The 26,813-nt window shown below is 57.2% G+C and carries 25 protein-coding genes; 8 read left to right on the forward strand and 17 right to left on the reverse strand.

Annotated elements, in window-relative coordinates; genetic code table 11:
• Nucleotides 1-75: 75 nt before the first annotated feature.
• The gene (locus EHN06_RS13440) at nt 76-741 is read right to left on the reverse strand and encodes a DUF2846 domain-containing protein (RefSeq protein ID WP_228257308.1); all 666 of its coding nucleotides are present in this window, start codon (nt 739-741) and stop codon (nt 76-78) included.
• A gap of 91 nt (nt 742-832) precedes the next feature.
• Nucleotides 833-1,792 carry a hypothetical protein gene (locus tag EHN06_RS13445; protein ID WP_127333052.1) on the reverse strand — a complete coding sequence of 320 codons (960 nt, stop codon included), beginning with the start codon at nt 1,790-1,792 and terminating at the stop codon, nt 833-835.
• Nucleotides 1,793-1,963: 171 nt separating this feature from the next.
• Here EHN06_RS13445 and purE point away from each other — a divergent pair, with 171 nt between their 5' ends.
• From purE to EHN06_RS13475, 6 genes are all read left to right on the forward strand, one after another.
• Nucleotides 1,964-2,455, forward strand: coding sequence for a 5-(carboxyamino)imidazole ribonucleotide mutase (gene purE, locus EHN06_RS13450; RefSeq protein WP_127333053.1), 492 nt, complete (start codon nt 1,964-1,966; stop codon nt 2,453-2,455).
• Between the two features lie 207 nt (nt 2,456-2,662).
• Nucleotides 2,663-3,781 carry a 5-(carboxyamino)imidazole ribonucleotide synthase gene (locus EHN06_RS13455; RefSeq protein WP_127333054.1) on the forward strand — a complete coding sequence of 373 codons (1,119 nt, stop codon included), beginning with the start codon at nt 2,663-2,665 and terminating at the stop codon, nt 3,779-3,781.
• Between the two features lie 73 nt (nt 3,782-3,854).
• Nucleotides 3,855-4,433: a superoxide dismutase [Fe] gene (gene sodB / locus EHN06_RS13460; protein ID WP_127333055.1), complete on the forward strand. Its 579-nt coding sequence runs from the start codon at nt 3,855-3,857 to the stop codon at nt 4,431-4,433.
• A gap of 255 nt (nt 4,434-4,688) precedes the next feature.
• On the forward strand, nt 4,689-6,749 hold the full coding sequence (locus tag EHN06_RS13465) for a putative bifunctional diguanylate cyclase/phosphodiesterase (protein ID WP_127333056.1): 2,061 nt from the start codon (nt 4,689-4,691) through the stop codon (nt 6,747-6,749).
• 50 nt (nt 6,750-6,799) lie between these two features.
• Nucleotides 6,800-7,387: a LemA family protein gene (locus EHN06_RS13470; protein WP_127333057.1), complete on the forward strand. Its 588-nt coding sequence runs from the start codon at nt 6,800-6,802 to the stop codon at nt 7,385-7,387.
• Between the two features lie 11 nt (nt 7,388-7,398).
• Nucleotides 7,399-9,330 carry a M48 family metallopeptidase gene (locus EHN06_RS13475; RefSeq protein ID WP_127333058.1) on the forward strand — a complete coding sequence of 644 codons (1,932 nt, stop codon included), beginning with the start codon at nt 7,399-7,401 and terminating at the stop codon, nt 9,328-9,330.
• 5 nt (nt 9,331-9,335) lie between these two features.
• Here EHN06_RS13475 and gspD read toward each other — a convergent pair whose 3' ends face one another.
• From gspD to EHN06_RS13505, 6 genes are all read right to left on the reverse strand, one after another.
• Complete coding sequence (gene gspD / locus EHN06_RS13480) at nt 9,336-11,291, reverse strand: type II secretion system secretin GspD (RefSeq protein WP_127333059.1); 1,956 nt, start codon at nt 11,289-11,291, stop codon at nt 9,336-9,338.
• Between the two features lie 33 nt (nt 11,292-11,324).
• Nucleotides 11,325-12,179 carry a type II secretion system protein N gene (locus EHN06_RS13485; RefSeq protein ID WP_127333060.1) on the reverse strand — a complete coding sequence of 285 codons (855 nt, stop codon included), beginning with the start codon at nt 12,177-12,179 and terminating at the stop codon, nt 11,325-11,327.
• On the reverse strand, nt 12,179-12,970 hold the full coding sequence (gene gspN / locus EHN06_RS13490; protein WP_127333061.1) for a type II secretion system protein N: 792 nt from the start codon (nt 12,968-12,970) through the stop codon (nt 12,179-12,181). Before gspN ends, EHN06_RS13485 begins: the two co-directional genes overlap by 1 nt.
• A gap of 193 nt (nt 12,971-13,163) precedes the next feature.
• Nucleotides 13,164-14,816, reverse strand: a complete 1,653-nt coding sequence (groL, locus tag EHN06_RS13495; RefSeq protein ID WP_127333062.1) for a chaperonin GroEL — start codon at nt 14,814-14,816, stop codon at nt 13,164-13,166.
• 78 nt (nt 14,817-14,894) lie between these two features.
• On the reverse strand, nt 14,895-15,182 hold the full coding sequence (gene groES / locus EHN06_RS13500) for a co-chaperone GroES (protein ID WP_127333063.1): 288 nt from the start codon (nt 15,180-15,182) through the stop codon (nt 14,895-14,897).
• Between the two features lie 268 nt (nt 15,183-15,450).
• Complete coding sequence (locus tag EHN06_RS13505; RefSeq protein WP_127333064.1) at nt 15,451-15,978, reverse strand: FxsA family protein; 528 nt, start codon at nt 15,976-15,978, stop codon at nt 15,451-15,453.
• Nucleotides 15,979-16,138: 160 nt separating this feature from the next.
• Here EHN06_RS13505 and EHN06_RS13510 point away from each other — a divergent pair, with 160 nt between their 5' ends.
• Nucleotides 16,139-16,900, forward strand: a complete 762-nt coding sequence (locus EHN06_RS13510) for an SDR family oxidoreductase (protein ID WP_127333065.1) — start codon at nt 16,139-16,141, stop codon at nt 16,898-16,900.
• A 332-nt stretch (nt 16,901-17,232) separates the two neighbouring features.
• Here the strand turns inward: EHN06_RS13510 and EHN06_RS13515 are convergent, their stop codons facing one another.
• From EHN06_RS13515 to EHN06_RS13530, 4 genes are all read right to left on the reverse strand, one after another.
• A complete protein-coding gene (locus tag EHN06_RS13515; protein WP_127333066.1) occupies nt 17,233-17,754 on the reverse strand; it encodes an REP-associated tyrosine transposase in 522 nt (173 codons plus the stop codon).
• 234 nt (nt 17,755-17,988) lie between these two features.
• Complete coding sequence (locus EHN06_RS13520) at nt 17,989-18,300, reverse strand: MGMT family protein (protein ID WP_127333067.1); 312 nt, start codon at nt 18,298-18,300, stop codon at nt 17,989-17,991.
• A gap of 218 nt (nt 18,301-18,518) precedes the next feature.
• Nucleotides 18,519-19,841, reverse strand: a complete 1,323-nt coding sequence (locus tag EHN06_RS13525; RefSeq protein ID WP_206075661.1) for an AmpG family muropeptide MFS transporter — start codon at nt 19,839-19,841, stop codon at nt 18,519-18,521.
• A gap of 90 nt (nt 19,842-19,931) precedes the next feature.
• Nucleotides 19,932-20,414, reverse strand: a complete 483-nt coding sequence (locus tag EHN06_RS13530; protein ID WP_127333069.1) for a YajQ family cyclic di-GMP-binding protein — start codon at nt 20,412-20,414, stop codon at nt 19,932-19,934.
• A gap of 236 nt (nt 20,415-20,650) precedes the next feature.
• On the opposite strand from EHN06_RS13530, the gene EHN06_RS13535 reads away from it, so the two are divergent.
• Entirely contained in the window at nt 20,651-21,622 is a 972-nt protein-coding gene (locus EHN06_RS13535; protein WP_127333070.1) for a response regulator, read from the forward strand.
• 402 nt (nt 21,623-22,024) lie between these two features.
• Here EHN06_RS13535 and EHN06_RS13540 read toward each other — a convergent pair whose 3' ends face one another.
• The 5 genes from EHN06_RS13540 to EHN06_RS13560 all read right to left on the reverse strand — a co-directional run bounded on the left by EHN06_RS13540 (nt 22,025) and on the right by EHN06_RS13560 (nt 26,706).
• Nucleotides 22,025-23,236, reverse strand: coding sequence for an argininosuccinate synthase (locus tag EHN06_RS13540; protein ID WP_127333071.1), 1,212 nt, complete (start codon nt 23,234-23,236; stop codon nt 22,025-22,027).
• A 79-nt stretch (nt 23,237-23,315) separates the two neighbouring features.
• Complete coding sequence (fliS, locus tag EHN06_RS13545) at nt 23,316-23,720, reverse strand: flagellar export chaperone FliS (protein WP_127333072.1); 405 nt, start codon at nt 23,718-23,720, stop codon at nt 23,316-23,318.
• Nucleotides 23,721-23,751: 31 nt separating this feature from the next.
• Entirely contained in the window at nt 23,752-25,152 is a 1,401-nt protein-coding gene (gene fliD / locus EHN06_RS13550; RefSeq protein WP_127333073.1) for a flagellar filament capping protein FliD, read from the reverse strand.
• A 199-nt stretch (nt 25,153-25,351) separates the two neighbouring features.
• On the reverse strand, nt 25,352-25,801 hold the full coding sequence (locus tag EHN06_RS13555) for a flagellar protein FlaG (RefSeq protein ID WP_127333074.1): 450 nt from the start codon (nt 25,799-25,801) through the stop codon (nt 25,352-25,354).
• Nucleotides 25,802-25,875: 74 nt separating this feature from the next.
• A complete protein-coding gene (locus EHN06_RS13560; protein WP_127333075.1) occupies nt 25,876-26,706 on the reverse strand; it encodes a flagellin domain-containing protein in 831 nt (276 codons plus the stop codon).
• Between the last annotated feature and the right edge of the window lie 107 nt (nt 26,707-26,813).

A 26,813-nucleotide genomic window follows, 5' to 3' on the forward strand; every position in this document is an offset into this window, starting at 1 on the left:
GTGTAGTAATGCCCCCGGGGTTCTACAATCGTGATACTGCTCACACTCTGTGTCGCTTTGGTCAATCCAGAGCCGTCAGAAAATCCACCAGCCGCCGGATGCCTCCGCATTCTCCTCTCGTCGGCGTTCTTTATTGACGGCTTCGGTGGCCTCCACAATGGAAGTTCCTGCGTGGTTCGGGGCCAGCAAGTCACTGTTGAGGAAACGGGTGGACACCAGCTCCGTCGCCTGCATGGCATAACCACGGGGAACCAGTTGCAGATCACCCTGCGCCAACGGATGCTCCGGATCCAGGTCCGGGTGCGGTTGCTCCGGTTCCGACAGTTCGTTGTAACGAAGGTAGTAAATGCCACCGGCTTTGACGTCAAGCGTGGCATCGGCAATCAGGCTGAGACTGAATGAGTTCAGCCCCTCCAGCCCCAGCAGTGGCCGCCGCATCGCGATATGACGCTCGCCGGGGCTGACCTCCAGCCAGGTAAAGCTGTCATTGCGGATATTGAAGTAATGCGTGTCATCAATGTATACGCTGGGGGCCTCGATTTCCTCCGCCGCCCACTGGGAATGAGGACGGTAGAAATAGAGCAGCGCGTTGTCCCGGTTCCACTGATCGTTCGCGATATGGACAAAATCGTGACCCGAGACAGGGTGCAGAAAAGATCCAACGCTCTTGCCAATGGATTGGTAAACGGTGCAACCGGAAACCAGCATCAGCATCAGCATCGGCAAAAGCGTTACAGACAATCGGGTTTTCATTGTTATTCACTCTTCGTCCTTTGCGAGTGCCCCGATCATAGCAATCGCAAAACGGCAGAACTGAGAGCTACCGCAAGGTCTAGCGCCTCAACTCATCCACCTGCTCGGATAGTCGTACCAGCCTCGCCGTCAGCTGTGCCCGGGAGGAATCAATGGCATCAACCGTTCGCTTCAATGAACCCAACTCGGAACGGATAGCTCTCACATCACTGCCATTGGCACTGGCTTCCATCTTCTTCTCCAGAGCCCCAATGCGCCCTTCCAGGCCATCGATGCCCAGCTTCTGCTCCCGCTCAAACCGCTGTATACGACGATCAACCAACTGGTCCACACCCTCCAGGGCAGAATTCAGCTCTGTCAGCCGCTTATCTGTCTGCGCAGTGGACTCCTTCAGGCTGACAATCTGCTGCCCAAGCTCCTTACGCAGGGCGGCAAGCTCGCTTGAAAGAGATGACTCCAGATTGTCCACTGACGCGGCCAACTGCTCACGGACTCCCACCTCTTTTTCCACGGCACCGGCCAACGCCTCGAGACGCGCGTCATGCTCATCCAGGCGCTTCTTGTTGCGCTCATTGGCAATGGCCCAGAGCTTGCGAATTTCACTGTCCGCCGTATCCAGCCGCTCGTCCTGATCCGCCAGCGTCTGTTCGATGGATCGGCCTTTCTCCTCCAGATTCTCCCCGGTTTCAGACAGATCCCCCTCAAACCGCGCCAAGGCCAGCTTGCTTTGCCGAGCCCAATAATCTGCTTCCTCCAGCTGGCTTTCCAGGGCCTCGATCTGCTTTGCCTGACTGAACCAGCCACCCCCGGCAACAACAGCCAACAGAATCAGGGCGACCCACAACCCGGCGCGACCGCCACCACCGCTCCCGCCTCCGTTCGGATTCGGAGCCCTGGAAGAACGCGACCTCCCCTTTCCACCACCTGACCCGTTACCGGCAGACGCTTTCGGCTTCCCGGCAGGTTCTGACTTCCTCGGCGCACTGCCAACAGGGGACCCAGCTCTCAGTTCATCGTCATCTGGACGGATTGGTTCCATTACAACTCCCGGAATATGGACGGTTCGGATAATAAGGCCTGATAATACCCGCACTGACGGATTCATTAAAATGACGGCCCGCCAACAAAGCCAGGCGGAACACCAAGTTTGCATGGTAATTAGTCAAAACATACAATGGCCGGCTTTCTAACATACACAGGACTGTTGCATATGCAGCCGCTTGTAGGTCTCATCATGGGCTCCAAATCGGACTGGCCCACCATGGAACACGCCGCCAACATGCTCGACAAACTCGGCGTAGCCTATGAAACCCGGGTGGTGTCGGCCCACCGCACACCGGATCTGCTGTTCGACTACGCAAAAACAGCCTCCGAGCGCGGCCTGAAAGTCATCATCGCCGGCGCCGGCGGCGCCGCCCACCTGCCGGGCATGGTGGCATCCCAGACCTCACTGCCGGTGCTGGGAGTTCCCGTTCAGTCCAAAGCCCTTAACGGCCTGGATTCGCTGCTGTCCATCGTCCAGATGCCGGGCGGCATTGCCGTTGGTACACTGGCAATTGGCAAGGCCGGCGCCACCAACGCAGGCCTGCTGGCGGCGCAGATTGTCGGAACGTTCAATGATGACGTGCGTAAAGCCGTCGATGAGTTCCGCAAGAATCAGACACAGACGGTTCTGGATAATCCCGATCCCCGGGATCAATAAAGCGCGGGGGTTGTGTTGGATTAGGCGCAGCCGTAATCCAACAACCCGACCATCGGACTCAAAAGTTCATTGAGCAGGGTGGGGAGGTCTTTATAAAAAAACACCGCCTGTCTGAGCAAAGCGAGTTAAAGCGGAGTTTTTTTATAAAGACCTCCCCACCCTGCTCCGCCACCAAGACAAATGGCCTATGATGCCAGGAGAACACAGATGAGAATTGGTGTACTAGGCGCCGGCCAACTGGGACGCATGCTGGCCCTGGCCGGTTACCCGCTGGCCAAGACGTTTGTATTCTATGACATGTCCGGCAGCCCCAGCGCCGGCCTGGGCGAAGTCATCATCGACCGCGAAGGCGAGTACCTGGATGACTTCCTCTCCCGCGTTGATCGGGTCACCTACGAATTCGAACACCTGCCGGTCGAGGTGGCCGAAAAAATTGCCGCACACAAACCAGTGCACCCTTGCCCGCGCGCACTCCAGGTGTGCCAGAATCGCGAAGCCGAGAAAACCCTGTTCGGTCAACTGGGCATTCCCACGCCGGAATGGAAAATCGCAGACAGCGCCGAATCCCTGCAGGCTGCCGCCGAAGAACTCGGCTGCCCCGTCGTTGCCAAGTCCAATACCGAAGGGTATGACGGCAAAGGCCAGGCTGTGCTCAAAAGCCCGGAAGACGCCGCCGCTGCCTGGGAGGCCATCGGCCACCCACGGCTGATCGTGGAAAAATTTGTCGACTTTCAGCGGGAAGTATCCATCATCGCCGTGCGCGGCGAAGACGGAGCACTCGCCTTCTACCCTATCGCCGAAAACACCCACCACGAAGGCATCCTGCGCTACTCCATCGCCCCGGCACCGGGCCTGGAGAAACACATTCAGGACGATGCCGAACGCTACATCAAGGCACTCTTGAACGAGCTGGACTACGTCGGCGTACTGACACTGGAACTGTTTGAAACCGCCACTGGCCTGGTCGCCAACGAAATGGCCCCGAGAGTTCATAATTCCGGCCACTGGACCATTGAAGGCGCCATGACCAGCCAGTTCGAAAACCATATCCGCGCGGTCAGCGGGCATCCGCTGGGCAACGTTGCCCCCCGGGGCGTGAGCTGCATGATCAACATCATCGGCGAGCATGGAGACATTGAACGTATCCTGGAACTGCCTTACGCTCATGTTCACCTCTATAATAAAGGTGAACGCCCGGGCCGGAAGCTCGGGCACGTCAACATCCTGGCGGACAGTTACGAAGAGCTGGTATGGCGGGTCAAGAACTGCGCACAGTTCCTGCCCGGCAGCCCCGAGTTTAAAAGTTCTTTAACACCAAAGGGTTGATATAACTCAAAGCAGCCCTATATTCACATAAGCGTCATTCACATAAACAGAGAGAACCAGGGAGAACGACCTCATGGCATTTGAACTTCCCGCACTACCGTACGAAAAAAACGCACTGGAACCACACATCTCTCAGGAAACACTCGAATACCATTACGGCAAACACCACAACACCTACGTGACCAAGCTGAACGGCCTGGTTGAAGGTACGGACAACGCCAACAAGTCACTTGAAGACATCATCAAAAGCGCCAGCGGCCCACTGTTCAACAACGCCGCTCAGGTTTGGAACCACACGTTCTACTGGCACTGCATGAGCCCCAATGGTGGCGGTGAGCCAACCGGCGCAGCCGCGGATGCCATCAACAAGGCGTTTGGCTCTTTCGAAGAGTTCAAGAAAGAGTTCAATGACAAGGCTGCCAACAACTTCGGTTCCGGCTGGACCTGGCTGGTGAAGAAGGCTGACGGCAGCGTTGCTATCGTCAATACCAGCAACGCGGAAACGCCGCTGACCGGTGCCGACAAGCCGGTTCTGACCGTTGACGTCTGGGAGCACGCGTACTATATCGATTACCGCAACTCCCGTCCGAACTACCTGGAAGCATTCTGGAAGCTGGTAAACTGGGATTTCGTTAACGAAAACCTGGCGTAATACAGCTCCCGAAACCGTGCTGATTCAGTACGGCACAGAAAAACGCCCGCTGCTCAGCGGGCGTTTTTCGTTTGTGCTCTAAAAAACCTTACAAATTGACACAGCGCCCCCCCTGAAAACTTTGCAAAAATCGCCGATACTGGGTGCAGCGGCACAAATATGGACCATACTGAACAATAACAAATCGCAGTCGATCCGGCGCCCAACCGACAGAACGGGAGCTGATCCTGACGTAACGGATGATAACGAGCCTTCATGCAAAACAGCTTTGAGGTAGAACATCGCCTGAGTTACCGGGTCCTACGATGGGTATTAGGTGTCGCACTGATCAGTGGCATCATTATCAGCGCCATTCAGGTTGCCCTGGATGTCAGCCGTGTGTCCCGCGCGCTTGACGATCACGCGGTTCAAACCATCGCACTGGTTCATGACGCAGCCACCCAGGCCGTCTTCAGTATCGACTCAGAGCTGGCTCAACAAGTCGTGGATGGGCTTTTCGAGCAGGAAGCCATGCATCAGGCCAGCATCACGCATCCGGATGGCGAGCCCCTGGGGTCCGGCAACCGGCCACTGCAACAAAACCCGTTCCGGCCCATTACCGATCCTATCTTCAGTCCGGAGCGGGAATACAGGCAATCACTGTCGCGCCCCGGTAGCCCGGATACCATCTACGGCTACCTGGAAGTCCACTATGACACCGCCCCTGCAGCACGGACCTGGCTTGAACGCGCTGCCGTTACATTTATCTCCGGTATCGCTACGGCGGTCATTCTTGGGATGGCCCTGTATGTGGTTTTCCACCTGCTAGTGACACGGCCGCTGCTACGCATCGTCCATTCCGTAAAACAGGTCAACCCCGAACACCCGGACGACCGCCTGCTAACACTCCCTCAGGGCCATCAGGCCGATGAACTGGGCCTCTGGGTCAATGCCACCAATAACCTGTTGGCTTCCATCGGCGACACCCAGAAACGCCACCGTGAAGCGGAAGATCGCGTTAACCGGTTATCCCGCTACGATCAACTGACCGGCCTGCCCAGCCGAGAGACGTTTATGGATCTGCTCAAGGCAGACATAGAGGAATCGGAGACCAGAAAGAATACCTTGTCCCTGATGGTCTGCGGCATTGATGACTTCAAGTCCGTGAATGAACAATGTGGGTTCAGTACCGGCGACCTTATCCTGCAAACCATCGCGGATCGCCTGATGCAGCAACTCGGCAGTCATCGGTTTACCATTGCTCGCCTGGGAAGCGACCAGTTTGTTGTGGTCGAGAAAGGCCTGCGGGACGGGTACCAGGCCGCGGATACCGCCGAACATATTCTGGACTGCATCAATCAACCGGTGATCCTGGATGGCCAGACCGTCGCCATGACCGCTACCCTGGGCATCGCCATGTTCCCGAATGACGCCGCCAAGGCTGACCGGCTGCTGCAGTGCGCGGAACAGACCATGGCCCTGGCCAAACAGAGTGGCGACAGCCACTTTCAGTTTTATGTCGCCAGTATCGACCGGGAGATCCGTGAGCGAAAGCAGTTGGAGAAGGAACTGTCAAAGGCGTTGGCAAACCACGAATTCCATCTGGTGTATCAACCCCAGATTAACCTGGAAAGCCGTCGGATTATTGGTGCGGAAGCCCTTATACGTTGGGATCACCCGGTCAGGGGCCTGGTGCCACCGGATCTCTTTATTCCGATTACCGAGGTCAACGGCAGCATTGTCGAGATCGGACAGTGGGTTCTGGACCAGGCATGCTGCCAGGCCGCACGCTGGGCGGCCGATGGCATGCCCCTGCGTATTGCCATCAACCTGTCGGCTGTGCAGTTACGCCGGGACACCATTGTTGATGACATCCTAGACACCTTGGAACGACACAAAATTCCAGCCGGTCGCCTGGAACTCGAAGTCACGGAAACCAGTTTCATGACCAACCTTGAGGATGCAGTTGAAAAACTCCACCGGCTTCACAACGCGGGGATCGGCATCGCGGTGGACGACTTTGGCACCGGCTATTCCTCACTGACCTACCTGAAGCGCATGCCGGTGCAGCACCTGAAAATCGACAAACAGTTCATCCGGGATCTGCTGGTGAACGAAGACGACACCCGCATTGCCAATACCATCATCGACCTGGGCCGGAGCCTGAATCTGTCAGTGGTGGCAGAAGGGGTCGAAACCGCCGAGCAGGAATACTACCTGACCCAGCGCGGCTGCAAGCTGGCGCAGGGTTACTTCTTCAGCAAGCCTCTACTACCTGATGATTTTGAGACCTTCGTGGCTGGCTTTCACCAGAAAATAGTTGAAAATAACGCCTGATCATCAGACCCCGAGGTCCGAATTGTCCCCACCCGTTTCAAGGAGTTGCCATGGGAACCACCATCATTGGATTAATCGTTATTGCGGTTGCAGTATTCTATCTGGTGTACATCTATAACCAGTTGGTGTCTCTTCGTAATCAGTTCAAGAACGGGTTTGCCCAGATTGATGTGCAGCTTCAGCGCCGCCATGATCTGATCCCCAATCTGGTGGAGTCCACCAAAGCCTACATGGCACATGAAAGCAATACACTGACGGCCGTGATGGAAGCCCGCAACAATGCGGTCAGCGCCCAGAAAGACGCCGCCAGCGACCCCGGCGAAAGCACCCGTATGCAACGGCTGGGTTCGGCGGAAAATCTGCTGACCAAGGCCCTGGCCAACTTCTACGCCGTCTCCGAGAACTACCCGGAGCTGAAAGCCAACGAGACCGTCCAACAACTGATGGAAGAGCTGTCCAGCACGGAGAACCGGGTGGCCTTTGCCCGCCAGGCCTACAACGACGGAGTGATGGGTTACAACATCTTCCGGGAGCAGTTCCCCAACAACGTGATCGCCGGACTGTTCGCCTTCAAGCCAACAGCCCAGCTTGAACTCGAATCTCCCGAGGCCCGCCGGGCGCCCAAAGTGGCCTTCTGAGGCCGTTGTCCATGGCTCATCCCGGTTTTTTCCAGCGCCAGGCCAGTGCCCGGCGCAATACCACACTGCTGGTTGCCCTGTTCCTGATCGCCGTAATCCTCATCACTCTGGCGGTCTGCCTTGTGGGCTACTTTGTCACCCGCAGCGAGTCGTCCGGACTGGCGTTCCAGAATTGGCTACTCAGCCGTCATGGCGCGATGACGGCCGGCACGGTGATCATCCTGATCGTCCTGGGTTCACTGATACGTTGGGTGGACCTGGCCGGCGGTGGCGAACGCGTGGCTAAGATGGTCGGCGCTCGCGAAATTGATCCGGACACCCGGGATGCCGGTGAACGCAAATTGCGAAACATCGTCGAAGAAATGGCCATCGCCAGCGGGGTTAACGTACCTCAGCTATACGTCATGGATCATGAGACCGGCATCAACGCCTTTGTCGCCGGCTACACACCGGGCGAGGCCGTGATGGTGGTCACCCACGGAGCACTGACCCAGCTTAGCCGGGACGAGCTTCAGGGTGTGGTGGGGCACGAGTTCAGTCACATCCTCAATGGCGACATGCGACTGAACGTGAGGCTGATTGCCATCCTGGCCGGCATCCTGATGCTGGGCCAGATCGGTGGTTTCCTGGTCCGCGCTTCATTCCACCGCTCAACCTATTCCTCCCGGTCACGGGATGGCCGCGGGCAGGCTGCCATGGGCCTGATTGGTCTCGCGCTGCTGGTGATCGGTTACATCGGTGTGTTTTTCGGACGATTGATCCAGGCCGCTGTCTCCCGCCAGCGGGAGACTCTTGCGGATGCCTCTGCGGTCCAGTTCACCCGTAACCCGGAAGGCATAGCCGGCGCGTTATTCAAGATCGGGCTGAAAGGAGGTTATCTGGACACCACCAGCCATGCCAGCGATATGAACCACATGTGTTTTGGTGAAAGTGCCCGCATGAAACTGTCATCGCTGCTGGCATCGCATCCGCCGGTGGAGGACCGCATCCAGGCCATCCAACCCGGCATGCTGGCGCGCCTGCGCAGCCGCTTCAGGGATACCGAACCTTCAACAGATCTGCCCCGCAGCCAGCCAACAACACGCCCTGCCAATATCTCCGGCTTTGCCGGTATGCAACAGAGTTCCGGAAAACCGGCAGCCGGATTCTCCGGCAGTGTGGGCACCGTAACCAGTGGCGGCGAAGACTACGCCGTCGCCCTGCTCGCGCAGATTCCCCAGACCTTCCGCAACCTGCTCTACACCCGCGCCGGCGCTGTCCAGCTCTGCTACGCCCTGCTGATTCACACCCTGCCCCGTAACGAGCAGGACAACGCACTGGCGCAGATTGCCCGCCACCCGTTACTCAGCCCCCAACGGGACATTCTGGACAAGCTGCTGCCCGCCGTCGAACGACTCGGCGCCGCGATCCGTTTCCCCGCACTGGAACTGGCCATGCCGGCATTACGGAAACTCGATCCGGAAGAGAGGGATGGACTTCATACCGCCGTACGACAGCTGATTGGTACCGACCGGAAAGTCACCCTGTTTGAATTGGCCATGAGCAGCTTCCTAAAACGCCATCTAATGCCTGAGTCCGCGCGGGTGGTGCCAGTACGGTACCGCAGTTATAAAGCCGTGCTACCTGCGCTGAAGTGCCTTATGAGCCTGCAAGCCAGGGCAGGTGCCCGCATCGGAGACGAAGCGGAGAATCTATACCAGGAAGCCATGGCCGGTTTTGCCAGCCAAAGCGAAGCAGGAACGCTACAGACAAGGGTATCGCTAAAAGAGCTACAGCAGGCACTGGCAACCCTGAACCAGCTCTCTCCCCTGCTGAAGCCGGCCATCATCGATGCAGCCGGCCACTGTGTGACCCACGACGGCCGAGTGGATGTCACAGAATATGAAATGATGAGACTGGTGGCGGATCAGTTGGATTGCCCGATGCCGCCACTGCCAGCCTGAGGCGATTACTGGATCCGATCCGGGCCGGGGTTGAACAGGATATCGATATCAGGCCGCTGTTCAGGTTCAGGCAACCCGAGTTTCTTTCGTACACCCAGGTTCACTTCCCACAAACCGTTATACTTCTCGGACGTCATAGCCACGGAGTCGGCCTTGTCCAAAAGGATCTTCGGGCGCAGGAACACCAGCAGGTTGCGCTTGATGCGGCGCTCGGACTCCGAGGAGAACAACCGGCCAAGCAACGGGATATCACCCAGCAGGGGCACCTTGCTGCGGTTGATTTGCAGATCATCCTTCATCAGGCCACCGAGCACGATGGTTTCGCCATCATCCGCCAACACCGTGGTTTTGATCTCACGCTTGCTGGTTACAATATCCGAGGCGTCCGCGACACTTTCCGCGATATCTTCGGTGGTCTGCTCCACCACCAGGCGCACCAGGCCGTCGGCGCTGATGGTCGGCGTGACTTTCAGGGTCAGACCGATGTCGCGGCGCTCAATAGTGGTAAAGGGGTTGGTGGTGCCATCACCGGTGACTGTGGACTGGCCGGTTCTGAAGGGCACATTCTGGCCGACGATAATCTCTGATTCCTGGTTATCCAAGGTGATGATACTGGGTGTCGACAGTAGGTTGGCCGCCGCGGAGGTCGACAGCGCCTGCAGCAGAACACCCCAGCTCAAGCCGTCCTCATCCCGCTCACCCGCACCCACAGTAATACCGCCGGTGGCAGGCGCAATGATGGAGTCGTTAACAATCGCACCCAGCACATCGCCCAGGCTACGACCCACGTTGCCAAAATTGGTACCGGCAACCGGCGTCGACTCGCCAGACTCATCGCCCACGGCTACCTGAACACCCAGGTCCTGGCCCAGTTCGTCACTGATTTCGACAATGGCCGCCTCGATCATGACCTGGGCCCGACGCACGTCTAACTGCGCCACAACCTGTTCCGCTTCCTGCATCATGGAAGGCTCACCGCGGACGACCAGGGCATTCAGCCCTTCATCGGCAAACACGGAAAAACCGGTACTGCGACGAGCGCCAGACTGGGCGGAACCAGAACCTCCCCCGGCTGTTTCCTCGGCAAGCTCACCCATCACGCCTTTGAGCAGTTCGGAAAGGTCCGCGGCGTCGGCATGCTTCAGGCGTATCACTTTAATTGTGCCGCCACTGGCAGAAGGCTGGTCCAGCTTACGAATCAGGCCCCGCATCTTGTCACGGAAGGTTTCATCGCCCCGCAGAATAAGGCGGTTGCTGCGCTCGTCGGCAGTGACACTGTACTTGCGGGCAACACGCTCACCGTTGGCCTGCCCCAACTCATCGGGCGCCAGTTCCTTGAGCAGTTCCACCAGGTCACCGACCCAGGCCTCTTTCAACTGGATCACTTCCACTTCGTACTTGGAGGGGCTATCCAGTTCCCGAACAATCTGCTCAATGCGACGGATGTTCGCGGAATGGTCACTCACTATCAGGGCATTGGCAGCCGCCACGCCCGCCAGGTGACCATATTTTGCGACCAGGGGCCGCAGGATGGGTACCAGTTCCAGGGCGTTGGCATTATCAATCTGGATGACCCGGGTAATCAGTTGTTCGGAGGGGGTTTCGGTGAAGCGCTCCAGGGATTCAGCCGACTGCTTGGCGTCCACCTGCTGGACCACCTTGATCACCTCTTCCCCCGGGATTGCGGTAAAGCCATGCACCTGCAATACCGCCAGGAACAGGTCGTAGATTTCGTCCTTGTTCATGGGCGCACTGGACAACACCGTCACCTTGCCCTTGACCCTGGGATCCACCACAAAACTGTAGCCTGTAATATCCGCCACCTGGGTGACAAACGCCCGGATATCCGCGTCCTTGAGGTTCAGGCGCCAGGTCTCTTCCTGTCCATAGGCAAGGGACATCAGGGGCATCAGGAGGACCAGTGCGATGGCCCGAAACAGATTTGTCTTATGGTTATACATCTGGCGATTTCGTCCTGTTATCGATGAACCCGGTCAGCGCCACTGCTCGGGTATGGCATAACTCACGGTCAGGGTGGAACCGTCCCGTTCAATTTCAATTTCCAGCTGAGGCTCCGTGCGCCAACTGTCCAACAACGCTTTGTCCTGTTCAATATCACCCAGACGCTGTCCATTAATGGCGGTTATCACGTCTCCGGCTTGCAGATTGACGGCATTGAGCATGGCATTGGAACCGTCATACACATAGCCTCCCGCGCCGGATTCATCCGCGGGTGACAGTCCGTAGGCTGCCAGTGCCGCCGCGCCCTGACTTTCCAACTGATCCCGAGCGTTGGCGATAAACTCGTCGGGAGACGATTCTGCCGCTTCCGGTGGCTCCTCCGCAACCAGCGAATCACTGCTGACCTGCTCTTCAAAGGCCAGGGATTCATACCGCCCGTTTCGGCGGATCAGGATACGGCCCTCTTCCACTTCTGCCAATTCGGCGTTCCCCGGGAGCGCGTCACCCACCCGATAATGTTCGGTTTCGCCGTTACTTCCAGCAACTATAGCACCTGAGTCTTCCGGGCGCTCCGCCAGCAACACCCCTTCCAGCCGTAATTTCAGGCCGGTCTCCGGCGCTGAACGACGAATTACCTCAGCCACCCGCTCCTCCCCCTGGGGGCGACCGAACAGCTCGTAACTGGATATCGGCGTATTCAGGGACGCTTGCCGACCATCGCGCCCCACACCATCCACTCCGGCACTGACAACCACCGGTTCATTCCAGAGTACCAGCCAGGTGACCCGTGCCAGGGTTATACCGCTGTACACCACCAAGGCCACCAGAACCAGGTTGGCCAGCAATCTGGCGATACGGGCTTGCCGTTCAAATGAGAGCGCCGCCATCAGAACCCTCCGGGCAGCAACGGCTGCCGGACACGGAACACGACATCGTCGGGCTGAGCCGAACCCGACCAGGGCTGGTCCGCCAGATCAATCATGCGCTTGTACACGCGCAACTCCATCATTCCGTTCCACTGAATGCTGGCGTCCGCAGCCGGTCCCTGACCACCCTGCTCCTGTACGGTCAGGGCTATGCCGTTGCCCGTCGTATCCAGGTTCGCCTCCATCGGTGGAAAGTCGGCCCGTCCCGTCTGATTTCCCATTGGCCAGGTGACTGGCCCGCCGCCCCAGCGGCCATAGCCCCGGGCATCCGCCAGGCGATTGTCCTCCCAGACAACCCGCAGGCGGTCAATCGTGACATCGCCTTCAATCATGGCGCCGCCACTCTGGCGAATCAGATCCTCAAATTCCGAGACGGCCACCCGGCCTCGCGCATCCAGATTCACATTGCCCGGCCAGCCGACAACGACATCACCGTTCAGTTGCGACTGCGACGTGGCAACTGATACCTGCAATGGCCATTGCATGGAGGTAACCGAAGGCCAGTCCAGCTCCCAACTGGCACGAACCGGGTACCCGGCAACAACCACACCGGCGACACCATGCCAGACAGTACCAGACACCTGCTGTACCTGCACCTGGGGAGGAAGCGTAATGTGGGGCGATGCCTGACGCCAGACCCATCCGGCAGGTATCCAGATAACCAGTGCCACCCCATAGACAAGCAGCCCGATCAGCAAAAGCAACACGACTTTGCCGGGGCGAATAAAAGATGCGGTTGCGGATTCAGACATTCAGCGACACGTTAAAAATGGACCGGTTGCCGAGTCTAGCAAAGGGAATATGACAGGTCATGAAACAATTGCACAAAGGCAAAGGTTTTTCTTGTCAAATCATGCCGTCACCAGCGAGACACAAAAAAACCCGCGCAGGCTTCCCACGCGGGTTTTTCGGGTCTCCGGCTTGCGGAGAGAGGTTACGGGAGGCTTACATCATGCCGCCCATGCCTCCCATTCCGCCCATGCCACCCATGTCCGGCATGCCGCCGCCGGCTTTCTCGTCTTCCGGCTCATCCGCCACCATGGCTTCGGTGGTGATAATCAGGGAAGCAACGGAAGCCGCAGCCTGCAGCGCGGAGCGGGTCACCTTGGCGGGATCCAGGATACCCATTTCCAGCATGTCGCCATACTCTTCCGTGGCGGCGTTATAGCCGTAGCTGCCCTCGCCCGCACGAATGTTGTTGACGACAACAGAAGGCTCGCCACCGGCGTTCTGTACGATCTGGCGCAGCGGCGCTTCCATCGCACGACGCAGGATGTTGACACCCGCTTTCTGCTCCTCGTTGATAGCATCAACCTTGTCCAGCGCCGCAATGGCACGGATCAGGGTAACACCACCACCGGCAACAACACCTTCCTCTACCGCAGCGCGGGTCGAGTGCAGTGCGTCTTCAACGCGGGCCTTCTTCTCCTTCATTTCCACTTCGGAGCCAGCGCCAATCTTGACCACGGCAACACCGCCAGCCAGCTTGGCCACGCGCTCCTGCAGCTTCTCCTTGTCGTAATCGGAAGAGCTGTCTTCGATCTGCTTGCGGATCTGCTCAACGCGAGCTTCAATGTCCGCTTCAGCGCCGGCGCCGTTGATCACCGTGGTGTTTTCCTTGGTGATATTGATGCGCTTGGCAGTACCCAGGTCGTCCAGAGTAGTGTTCTCCAGAGTCAGACCCACTTCTTCGGAAATCACGGTACCACCGGTCAGGATGGCGATATCCTGCAGCATTTCCTTACGACGATCACCAAAGCCAGGCGCCTTCACAGCGGCAACCTTGACGATACCGCGCATGTTGTTGACCACCAGTGTGGCCAGCGCTTCGCCTTCGATGTCCTCGGCGATGATCATCAGCGGCTTGCCAGCCTTGGCGACGGCTTCCAGCACCGGGAGCAGCTCACGGATGTTGGAAACTTTCTTGTCAACCAGCAGGATGTACGGGTCTTCCAACTCTACGGACATGTTGTCCTGGTTGTTGATGAAGTACGGAGACAGGTAGCCGCGGTCGAACTGCATACCTTCAACCACGTCCAGTTCGTCTTCCAGGCCGCGGCCTTCCTCAACGGTGATAACACCTTCCTTGCCCACACGCTCCATGGCGTCGGCGATGATCTTGCCGATGCTCTCGTCGCCGTTGGCGGAGATGGTGCCCACCTGGGCGATGTTGCGGTTGTCATCACACGGCTTGGCCAGATCACGAATGGCCTGAACGGCTGCGATGGTGCCCTTGTCGATGCCGCGCTTCAGATCCATCGGGTTCATGCCCGCAGAGACCGCCTTGATACCTTCGCGAACAATCGCCTGAGCCAGAACAGTCGCAGTGGTAGTACCGTCACCGGCGCTGTCATTAGTCTGGGAAGCCACTTCCTTGACCATCTGGGCGCCCATGTTCTCGAACTTGTCATGCAGTTCGATTTCCTTGGCTACGGACACACCGTCTTTAGTGACGGTCGGCGCGCCAAAGGACTTTTCCAGAACCACATTGCGGCCTTTCGGGCCCAGCGTTACCTTGACCGCGTCCGCCAGGATGTTAACGCCTTCAACCATGCGCTTGCGCGCGCTGTCGCCGAATCTAACGTCTTTTGCTGCCATGTCTTCTATTCCTGTTCGTTAAACCGAAATCGTTGAATCAATCGGAATAATGAGAGTTCGTGCCGGTCGCTTCCGCGATCACTCAAGCACGCCGTAGATGTCGTTCTCGCTCATAATCAGGAGCTCTTCACCGTCAACCTTTACGGTATTACCGGCGTACTGACCGAAAACCACGGTGTCACCCACCTTGACCGCCAGAGCACGGGTTTCGCCATTATCGAGAACCCGGCCATTACCAACGGCGATCACCTCACCCTGGGATGGCTTCTCTTTGGCATTACCCGGCAGCACGATGCCACCTGCGGTTTTCTCTTCTTCTTCCTTACGGCGCACGACAACACGATCGTGTAGCGGACGAATTTTCATTGCTCGGTTTCTCCAATAGTCAGATTAATGTGGCAATGACATTTGCTGTTGTAAGTCGGACTAGCGAAGCGTAATCCGACTGCTGTTACCTGCCGGATTAGCAATGCACGGTCCAACCGTTGTCGTAGGTCGGATTAGCAACGCGTAATCCGACAAATTGCCCGGCTATTAACTAGCTGTATTCCAACTGTTATCAGCCCGCAGCGAACTTGTGTCTTCTATTTGGGGTAGGCGGTAGGTATTTTCAACACCCGCGATAGAAATTTTTTTACTTTTTTTCGATGCGATCGTGGTCCCGTTCGGTTTCGTCCCGATACTCACCATCAATGATGTCGCCATTGTCGTCCCGGTCGAACGGACGTTGCCGACCAAAGGGGTTCTCACCGTTACCAAACGGCCCCTGACCGCTGCCAGCCTGGAAGTGAAAGCTACGGGTCTGACTGGACACCACCAGCCGCTTAAGTACCTGGGCGACAAACCAGTGTCGCGTACCGGGAATCAGGCAGAGGAATCCGATCGTGTCAGTGATAAAGCCCGGCGTCAGCAGCAGCGCACCACCAACCGCCAGCACCAGCCCCTCGGCTACCTCCTTGGCCGGCAGTTCCCCACTGTTCAGCCGCTGGTTCGCCCGCAACAACGTCGCCAGCCCCTGCTGACGCAACAGCCAGGCACCAACCACCGCCGTTAACAGGACCAGCCCGATGGTATTCAACACCCCGATCATGCCACCGACCTTGATCAGCACCGCCATCTCGGCAATGGGCATGACAATAAAAAGAAACAGGAACACGGACAAAAGGGCCTCCTCGGTATCGGCTCCTGTCGGGTTACGCTTCGCTAACCCGACACGACATAACGTCCACGCCAAACACTCTCTGATATACTCCGCGCACCAACAAAAACCATTCGGGCACACAGAAAACGTAAACCACTGTAGAACTTAGTTAGGGCAAAACATGAAACTTCAAGATTCCGTAATAGCAATCACCGGCGGTGGCCAGGGTCTTGGCCGCGCCATGGCCGAATACCTGGCGGGCAAAGGTGCAAAACTGGCACTGATCGACCTGATGCCGGAAAAACTGGAAGAAGCCGCCGAAGCCTGCAAAAAAGCCGGCAGCGAAGCCAAAGTCTACGTTTGCAACGTCGCCAACGAGGAGGAGGTGGAAAAAACCTTCGCCGCTATCGTCTCTGACTTCGGCCAGCTGAACGGCCTGATCAACAACGCCGGCATCCTCCGTGACGGTCTGATGGTCAAGGTAAAAGACGGCCAGATCGAAAAGCGCATGGAACTGGCCCAATGGCAGGCGGTAATCGACGTCAATCTTACCGGCGTCTTCCTGTGCGGCCGTGAAGCCGCGACCCAAATGATCAAGAACGGTGATCAGGGCGTCATCATCAACATCGCCTCCATCTCCCGCGCCGGCAACATGGGCCAGAGCAACTACTCCGCCGCCAAGGCCGGCGTATCGGCGCTGGTCCCGGTTTGGGCAAAGGAACTGGCCCGCTATGGCATCCGCTGCATGGGCATTGCCCCGGGATTCATCGAGACAGAAATGACCGCCTCCATGAAGCCGGAAGCCCTGGAGAAAATGACCGCCGGCATCCCCCTCAAACGCATGGGCAAGCCGGAGGAGATTGCTTCCGCTGCAGCGTTCATCTTTGAGAATGACTACATGTCCGGCCGGATGATCGAGGTGGATGGGGCTTTGCGGCTCTGATTTCCTTGCTCACTGGGGTAGCCCTCTGGTTAAGGGGGCTGGTCCCGGGGTGGGGGTACCTTTTCTTTCGGAAAAAGAACTCGCTGCGCTCAGACACCTTTGTTCCTGCAGAAAAGGTACCCCCACCCCGGAACCGATTCACACCTCTATGGTTGCCGGAGCTTGCTGTCGGATTACGCTGCGCTAATCCGACCTACGAGAACGGCCACCAGTAGGTCGGATCAGCACCGTAGGTCGGATTAGGCCCAAAGGGCCGTAATCCGACACCCAACGCCCCGAATACCACCACAGCCCATCGTAGGTTGGATTAGGCAAAGCCGTAATCCAACAAACTACTCCCTACCTACCCCCTCCAACGCCGCCTCACTCACCGCCCAATCCACTGGCAAAACACCTTCCCGAACATATCGATGAAAACTCGAATACGGCCAATCCCAAGCACGCGAGACGTAACCGTGCTTCACCGGATTAAAGTGGATGTAATCAACATGCCTCTCGAAGTCCAGATCATCCCGAACCATATGCTCCCAGAACCGTTTCTGCCAAATTGACCCCGAAACCCGCCGTGTCAATCCAGGGATATCCTGCACACGCTTGGTGAGCCCAGTCTTTATTAACCGCCAACGCCGGGAGTATTCAGCGTCCCCATCGGGCAGTGACCAGATGCAGTGAATGTGGTCAGGGAGAACGACCATGGCATCAATGGAAAATGGGTAACGCCGTTGGACCGATCGAACAGATTCCCGCAAGCAGGAGACGGCAGCTGTAGATTGAAAAATGGGAGCGCGGTTAGCGGTAACGACCGTAAAGAAATAGGTGCCGCCCAGCACGCGGCTTCTTCTGTAGTTCATCATACGTCCTTGTATGTTTGGGTGATTTTTCTGTGTCGGATTACGGCTTCGCCTAATCCGACCTACAGGGACCTGGATTTTGGCGCTTCGCCTGCTTGTGTTGGATTACGGCCCTTTGGGCCTAATCCAACCTACCGCACTGGCAACCATTCATGTAGGTCGGAATAGGCGAAGCCGTAATCCGACAAATATACCTGCAGACGCGAACATTGCCATAGCCTTCCCCATGCACCAACCTCATGGCCGCCACTGGAATCGGCGCATGGCTACCCGTCCGTTGAGGACCTCCACACCTTCTTCACGCAGGTGGAAAACCTGAGTCTCGTAAGCTTCGGAGCCCTGGGGAAAGGCAATCTGGCCGGAACTGCGGATGACGCGGTACCAAGGGATCGAATGGCCAGCCGGTAACTTGCCCAGGGCGCGCCCTACGAAGCGGGCCTGGCGCCCAAGGCCGGCCATGTCAGCGACTTGGCCGTAGCTGGCAACGGATCCGGGTGGTATTGCCGCAACAACCTGCCAGATTCTTTGCTCTTTTGTTGGCTCGGGCATGGATTGGTCTCTGAGGTTAGTCAGGGGTTTGTCGGATTACGCTACGCTCATTGTGCCGTTCACCGGTAAATCCGACCTACGGGGTGGACCGGCAAATTTTGTCGGATTACGGCCCTTTGGGCCTAATCCGACCTACGGGGCACGAAGTGGCGATGGTATTTGTAGGTCGGATTAGCGCAGCGTAATCCGACAACCACAGTTAATCCAGCCCCCATAGTTCACCGGGGCTCGGGCACCCCCTCGGCCTCTTCGTTCCTGGGCGCTAAAGCATCCAGACGTTCACCCTGGCGGATCATGTAGACGGCCAGGAGGATGGCGGGGACGCCCATGAAGCCGGCGACCAGGAAGAACTGCGCGTATCCGAAGTCCGCCACCACGATGCCGGAGAAGCCGCCGATGAACTTGCCTGGCAGGGTCATCAGGGAGCTGAACAGGGCGTACTGCGTGGCAGTGAAGGATGCGCTGGTCATGCTGGAAAGCCAGGCGATCAGCGCCACATTGGCGATGCCGCCGCTCAGGTTATCGGCACTGACCACTGCGGCCAGGGTGATGATATTGGGCGGGTACTGGGCCAGCACGACAAACAACAGATTAGTCGCGGCGGTCATTATTGCCCCAAGCAACAGGATACGGCGCACACCGTAGCGCACCACCATGACACCACCCACCAATGAGCCGGCGATGGTCATGAAGAAGCCGAAGATCTTGGTCACATCCGCCACCTGGGTTTTGGAGAAGCCCATGAAATCCAGATAGAACGGGTTGGCCATCACCCCCATGGCGATGTCAGAGATGCGATACACCGCCACCATCAACAGAATCAGCAGCGCCAGCTCTTTATAGCGGCGGAAGAAATCCAGAAACGGCCCGGCCACAGCGGCGTAGAACCATCCGACCAGACGGGCCAACCGGGGGTTCAGGTGAGCACGTTTGTTGGCTTCCTGTTCGATCTTGTGGGCAATGTCCTGGGCGGCGGCGAAGTGGTTCACCGCCGGTTCCCGTACGATCAGAACCGTGACCGCACCAACCCCCACCAGCAGCGCCATCATCTCGTAGGACACCTGCCAGGACCAGAATTCGGCCAGGTACAAGGCACCGGCACCGGCCACCAGCAAAGCCAGCCGATACCCGAAAATATAGGTAGCCGCCAGGGCCGCCTGCAGCCGCTCTTCAGCGATCTCGATGCGGTAGGCATCGATCGCCACATCCTGGGTGGCGGATGAAAACGCCACCAGCAGACCACACAGAGCCATCATTTCCGGGGCGGCGATGGCATCCACATGGGCCATCAGGTACAGCCCCGTCGCAATACCGGACTGAGCCAGCAGGATCCAGCTGCGGCGTTTGCCCAGTAACCGGTCCAGTAACGGCAACTTCAACCGGTCCACCACCGGGGCCCAGAACACCTTGATGGAATAGGTAATGCCCAGCCAACTGAAGAAGCCGATGGTGGCGGTTTCCACACCCACATCCGCCAGCCGCGCGTTCAGGGTGGAAAACACCAGCAGAAACGGCAGGCCAGCGGAGAACCCGAGAAACAACAGGGCAATGACCTGCCAGCGGGTATAGGTGTAGAGCGTATCCCTGAGCAGTGCCAGGCGGGTACCGGATAAGATGGTGCGGCCTCCGGGTCAGTCGCGGAAGTTGTTGAACTGCAGGGGGATATCCAGTTCGGCTTCTTTCAGCATGGCAATGGCGGTCTGCAGGTCATCCCGCTTCTTGCCGGTCACCCGAACCTTGTCGCCCTGGATACTGGCCTGCACTTTGAGCTTGGCATCCTTGATCATCTTGACGATTTTCTTCGCCATATCGGTTTCGATGCCCTGCTTCAGCAGCAGGTGTTGCTTGACCAGCTTGCCAGCCTTGCTCTCGCCATCCTCGGCCAGGGCGCGGCTATCGATGTTGCGCTTGGCGAACGCCATCCGCAGCATGTCCATCAGCTGCTCCAGTTGGAATTCCTGCTCGGCGCTGATGGTAATGCCCTTGTCATCTTGCTCAATATCCGCTTCCACATTCTTGAAATCCCAACGGTTCCCCAGCTCCCGCTTGGCCTGCTCCACCGCGTTGGTGACTTCGTGCATATCAATTTCAGACACAATATCAAATGAAGGCATCTTACTGACTCTCCGCTATCAATGATTCCCGGGCCCGCACAGCAGAACACCCTAAAATGCGGAAGCGGTCACGCCTCTGGAAAGCCGCTGTGCATAAGTCCGCATGTTTTACAATTATCCACATCCGGGCACCCGCAAAACGCTATACTGGGGCCCTTGTGAATCAGGGGTGCCCAAGCATACCAAGACCCGGGCAGCACCGCATCTGACAATGGACTGGTAAGAAGTAGACAACGATGCCAAATCTGGACCTACCCATTCTTGTAGTAGACGACGCAAAGTTCAGCAGTATGGTGGTTGGGCGCACCTTGCGAAATGCCGGATATCGCGACGTACGTGTGGCCAACAACGCACCCGCCGCGCTCGAACTGATGGACCAGCGCCCGGTCAGTGTGTTGATTGCCGACTGGCTGATGCCGGAGATGGACGGTCTGGAGCTGACAGACCGGGTTCGCCAGCAGGACGAACAGAACAATCACTATACCTATGTGATCCTGCTCACCGCCCGTGAAAGCGTGGAAGCCCTGTCCGAGGCCTTTGACCGGGGCGTGGACGATTTCATCTACAAATCGGACATGACCAAGCAGTTGATCCCCCGTGTGTTTGCCGCCGATCGCCTGGCCGACCGGCAGAACACCCTGCTGCGCGCCAACTCGCTGCTGATCGAGAATAATCGCGAACTGGAAGAAACCAACATCATCGATCTGGAAACCGGGCTGTGCAACAACAAGTACGCCCGTGAACGCCTGACCAAAACCCTTCGCCACGCGGAAGCCCGCAATGGCTCAACGGCCTATGTGCTGTGCGGCATCCGCAACTGGCAGGAACTCAAGCGCAAGCACCCACCGTCGGTGATGAGCGAGCTGGCCATTGGCATCGCCCGCCGCCTGAGCCACCTGATCCGCCCGATGGATGCCCTCTGCCGGGTGGGTGACAACCAGTACGCCATCGTGGCCTATTTCCCCCGCAGCGAGAACTGCACCACCACAACGTACCGTCGGGTGTTCGAGGGCATCAACCACAAGGCCCTGAAAACCACCGCCGGCTACATCTCCGTGGAAGCCGGCATGGTGCTGTGCAGATCCGATGCGCAATGCGGCACGCCCTCTGTGTCGGAAGTTGAGCAGGCAGCGGTTCACGGATTGGTGGATGCGTATGAGACGCGGCGGTTTACGGAGACCATGCCTGAGGTGGTGATGGAGGTTTGAATCCGACATCACACTCGGTAACACAGCATCACACATCACCAACAGACTTCAGAGTTCGAAAGCCCTACTATGAAATTGTGGATTCAAGCAGTATCCCCCATGGCGGAGGAGCCGGGTAGTACCTCCGCCGCTGTATGGGAGACGGATCCATCGGATTAACGAATTTTTCAGGCACTTTCGTTCTTTCCTTAAGTATTGCTTTTAAGCCAGCTCATTTGAGCTGGCTTTTTAATGGAAAAAACAAAAGCGCCCGGAGAGTTCCGGGCGTCGTATTAATCTCCCCCTCTCCCCAACCCCTCTCCCGCAGGGGGAGAGGGGCTACATAGTGATACCCGCTTATCTTAACCCATAAGCTCCCCTCCCCCTCGAGGGGGAGGGGTCGGGGGAGAGGGGGCCGGCTTTTTAAAGCTTACGCCCCTTCCCCGCAGCAATCCGCAACCGCAACGCATTCAGCTTGATAAAGCCTTCCGCGTCCTTCTGGTCATAAGCGCCCTGATCTTCCTCGAAGGTGGCGATCTTCTCGTCAAACAGCGAGTCATCGGACTTACGGCCAACAACATCCACATTGCCCTTGTACAGCTTCAGGCGCACGGTACCGTTGACGTAGGTCTGGGTCTGGTCGATCAGCGCCTGCAGCGCCTCGCGCTCCGGTGACCACCAGTACCCGTTGTAGATCACCTCCGCATAGCGGGGCATGATACTGTCCTTCAAGTGGGCCACTTCGCGGTCCAGGGTGATGGACTCGATCGCCCGGTGCGCGCGCAGCATGATGGTGCCGCCCGGAGTCTCGTAACAACCGCGGGACTTCATGCCCACGTAACGGTTCTCAACAATGTCCAGACGGCCAATGCCGTTCTCGCCCGCCAGCTTGTTCAGGGTTTCCAGCACCACGTGAGGCTTCATTTCCTGACCGTCGATGGCAACAATATCGCCCTGTTTGTAGGTCAGCTCAACATAGGTTGGCTTGTCCGGGGCTGCTTCCGGGGACACGCTCCAGCGCCACATGTCTTCCTCAGCTTCCGCCCAGGGATCTTCCAGGTTGATGCCTTCATAGGAGATGTGCAGCAGGTTCGCATCCATGGAGTAAGGGGACTTGCCCTTCTTCTTCTCCACCGGAATGTTGCGCTCGTCGCAGTAGGCCAGCAGCTTCTCGCGGGAATTCAGATCCCACTCACGCCAAGGGGCAATCACCTTCACGCCCGGCTTCAGCGCGTAGGCACCCAGCTCGAAACGCACCTGATCGTTACCTTTACCGGTGGCGCCGTGGGAAATGGCATCCGCACCGGTTTCATTGGCGATCTCGATCAGACGACGGGAAATCAGCGGACGGGCGATGGAGGTACCCAGCAGGTACTCCCCTTCGTAGATGGTATTGGCACGGAACATCGGGAACACGTAATCGCGCACGAATTCCTCGCGCAGGTCCTCGATGTAGATTTCTTTAACACCCAGCGCCTTGGCCTTCTCACGCGCCGGTTCCACTTCCTCGCCCTGGCCAATGTCGGCAGTGAAGGTCACCACCTCACAGTTATAGGTATCTTGTAACCACCGAACGATGACGGAAGTATCCAGGCCACCGGAATAGGCCAGCACCACCTTTTTAATATCAGACATGCCCTTGCTCCAGACTGAACAGAATGGATGTGTTGAAAATAAGGGCAGTATTGTACGGGAGTGCGTGAGGAATGGCTATTCAACCAACAGCCTGAGCCTGCTGGTTCACCACCTCTTCCCGGATGCCATCCCAGCCCTCTTTAACTGAGCGGAGAAGGCCCGCGACTTCGTCCAGTTTCGCGACATTATTCTGGGTGTTCGCTTCGAATAAAGTACGCTCCATGTATTCGTAGAGAGCACCCAATCGCGCAGCCAAATCTCCACCTTTCTCGAAATCCAGAAATCCACGCAGGCCACCAATAATTTCGATGGCCTTGGAAATTAGCTTACCCTTACCTTCGTAGTCCTTCACCTGCATACGAGCCTTGGCCATGTTAATACGCTCAAGAGCACCATTGTATAAAAGCTGAACCAGCTTGTGAGGGTCCGCATCGGTAATACTTGTTTGGGTGTTAACCCGTTGATAGGCCTGTAAACCGTTCATATATCACCTATATTCCAGAGGAATCCTAGTTCTATTCAGACTTCGGAGCTATGGCGGCCAATTGCTGACTGATATAGTCGCCAGTGCTGTTCAGTTGAGCAATCAACGAATCTGCTGCCGAAAACTGACTGACCAGCCTGTCCCGATACGATTGAATTCTCAGATCCAACTGCTCTCTCTGATCATCAATCCTGCCGAGTGTCTCATTCAGCCCATCGGTTCTGTTCGAAAGCACGCCGTCGCCGGCAAGAAAGTCATCCAGCCGATCCAGAGTACGAGCAGCGACACCCTCAACGCCATCTTTCTCCGCAAACAACGCCGTAACGGCAGCAGGTTCGGCCGCCAACTGCTCTTTGAACACTGCCTGGTCGAACTCAAGCTTGCCGGTACTGGGATCTGTCTTGATTCCAACGTCCGCAAGCATGCGAACTGGTGAATCCTCCAGTCCTGCAGGGATCGTTGTCAGAAGGCTACGCAGATCACTCTGAATGCCCCTTATCGTAGAATCGCCACTAAGGACACCACCCTTTCCGGTCTCTGCATTGAAACCCGAGTGCCTCTTGATGACATCCTGCAAGGCGTTAAATTTGTCGACAAACTCCTGAACCCGACCAGCTACCGCATCAGGATCCCGGTCAACGGTAACAGAGGAAGTCCCTAAGGATTTGAGATCAAACGTAACCCCATCAACTACACCCTCTACCGTATTGCTGGAGCGAGTGACAGCGATCCCGTTTACTTCAAGCATCGCGTCCTTCGCCTGAACCGTCTCGGTCAGGTTGGAGGTGGTGCCGTCAAAGGCAAACCGTGACAGCCCATTTGTGTCTGTATCTGAACCATCGCCATCACCAGACACTGTCACCTGGATGGCGTTCGCGGTGCCCGACTCATCGGAGGACAACACCAGACGGTATCCTGTGCCGGTATCAACAATTCCCGCGGAAACGCCCGCATTTGCATCGTTGATCGCCGATGCCACCCCTTCGAGAGTATTATTGCTGCCGTCGATCACAACATCTGTGTTAACTCCACCGACATTCAGCGACAGTGTGCCAGTGCCCACCTCAGTCGTATCACGATCCGCAAACTCTACCGATGCCAGGGACTGCGCCTGGGCCAACTGAGTCACATCCAGACTGTAGCTACCACGACTGACCACCGACTGATCAATGGAAACACCAGTCACCGCTTCATTGGATGATGAAGCAGTAAATGCTCGCAGCCCCTCCGGGGAGCTCAACTTTTCCATTGGAGAACGCAAGCCCTCAAGAGCGCTTCGTAACGCGCCAAATGCAGAAATCTTCGACTGCGCGGCCTGCTGGCGCTGATCCAGACGAATTTCTGCCGGCTTGCGTTCAGCATTCACTAACTGTTCAACGAGGTCTGCGCTGAATATGCCCGAGCCCGCGCCTAGTGATGTGATTGATGCCATGATGCTGCCTCCTGAAAGGCTGAATATTCGCTTCTAATCTCTTAACGGCCAGAGGCGGCAAAACTTTGCCCATTCTACCCGGCAATTTGTTACGCAATGTAATTCAACCAGCACCCCATTACGAACAAAGCCGCCGGACCCATCAGGGTGCGGCGGCGCTGAAACACCATTATTCAACGGCGACTCAACCGGCAAAGAATTACACTTTGACGTTGAACAATGTCAGCGGTTCATCCTGCTGCAAGTTTTCTGCCAACCTCATAGCAACCTCGTCTGGAATCTGACGAATAACTTCCTGGGTTTCCTGATCGACGACACGGACGATGGTCTCACCCAGCTCATTATTCACTTCAAACTGCAGATCTCTCTGGACGTTCTGAACATAATCGTTCAGCTTCGACACCGCATCATCCAATTGCTCTCTCTGAACCTCACTGCGCTTTTCCAGCCTCTCAGCTGCAGAGGAGGCGCGCGTTTCTGCGTTAGAGTAAATCGTTTGGATGGATGCAGAAGCGCCAGATTCCGAGCTTGCTGCCAGAGCGGAAGCATCGGTGCCTTCTGCCCGAGGTGACGCAGACGCCCGAGCCGGAGCCTTCTCGCCAGAGCGAACCAGCTTCAAATCCGGGCTATTCAGATTCACGTCATTCATGGCTCACCTCGTTTTCTTTAACTACGGAGAAAACCGGCCCCTCCCGAGGAGAGGCCGGAAGTCTACCGCATCCCTTACTGCAGGAGAGACAGCACCTGGTTCGGACGAGCGTTCGCCTGCGCCAGGACAGAAATACCTGCCTGTTGAAGCACATTCGCCTTCGCCAGCTTTGCGGTTTCTGCGGCGAAATCAGCATCCAGAATCCGGCTTTGGGAAGCACTCAGGTTCTCGATGCTGGTTCCCAGGTTGTTGATTGTGCTCTCGAACCGGTTCTGCACAGCACCCAGATCACTGCGCGCGGTGTTAACAGTATCCAGAGCATTATCCAAAGCCAGGATTGCGCTACTCGCAGCCGTTACCGCAGTAATGCTGTTACCAGAGATAGCAAGGCCAGCCGAACCTGCTGTCATCGGTGAAGTAAAGTCAATATCAATGCGCTGACCAGCTTCAGAGCCGACCTGAATGCCGATGGCAGTTGTTTCGGTACCATCAAGAATTTGCAGACCGTTGAAGGTCGTATCCTGAGCGATTCGAGTAATTTCATCCCGGCGGGCAACAAATTCCTCGTTCAACGCCGCGCGATCATCGGCGGAGTTGGAACCGTTAGAGGCCTGGACGGCCAGCTCACGCATACGCTGAAGGTTGGCAACTGTCTCATTCAGTGCACCTTCGGCGGTCTGCGTCATTGAGATACCATCATTGGCATTACGCTGTGCAACGGTCAGACCACGGATCTGAGCATCGAAACGGGTGGCAATTGCGATGCCGGCGGCGTCATCTTTTGCGGAGTTAATACGCAGGCCAGAAGACAGGCGCTGCAGAGCCTGGTCAGAAAGACTCTGGGACTTGCCCAGCTGGTTTTGGGCATTGAGGGAAGCAACGTTAGTGTTTATGCCAAGTGCCATGGTAAATCTCCTACAAACTATTTCAGTCTTTGGTGTGGCAGGCCTGACGCCTGTCGTTCTTTGAGCGCCGCCCCGTTACTTCAATTAACGGCGCCCTCAACCAGTTC

Source organism: Marinobacter sp. NP-4(2019), from assembly GCF_003994855.1.
Taxonomy (GTDB): domain Bacteria; phylum Pseudomonadota; class Gammaproteobacteria; order Pseudomonadales; family Oleiphilaceae; genus Marinobacter.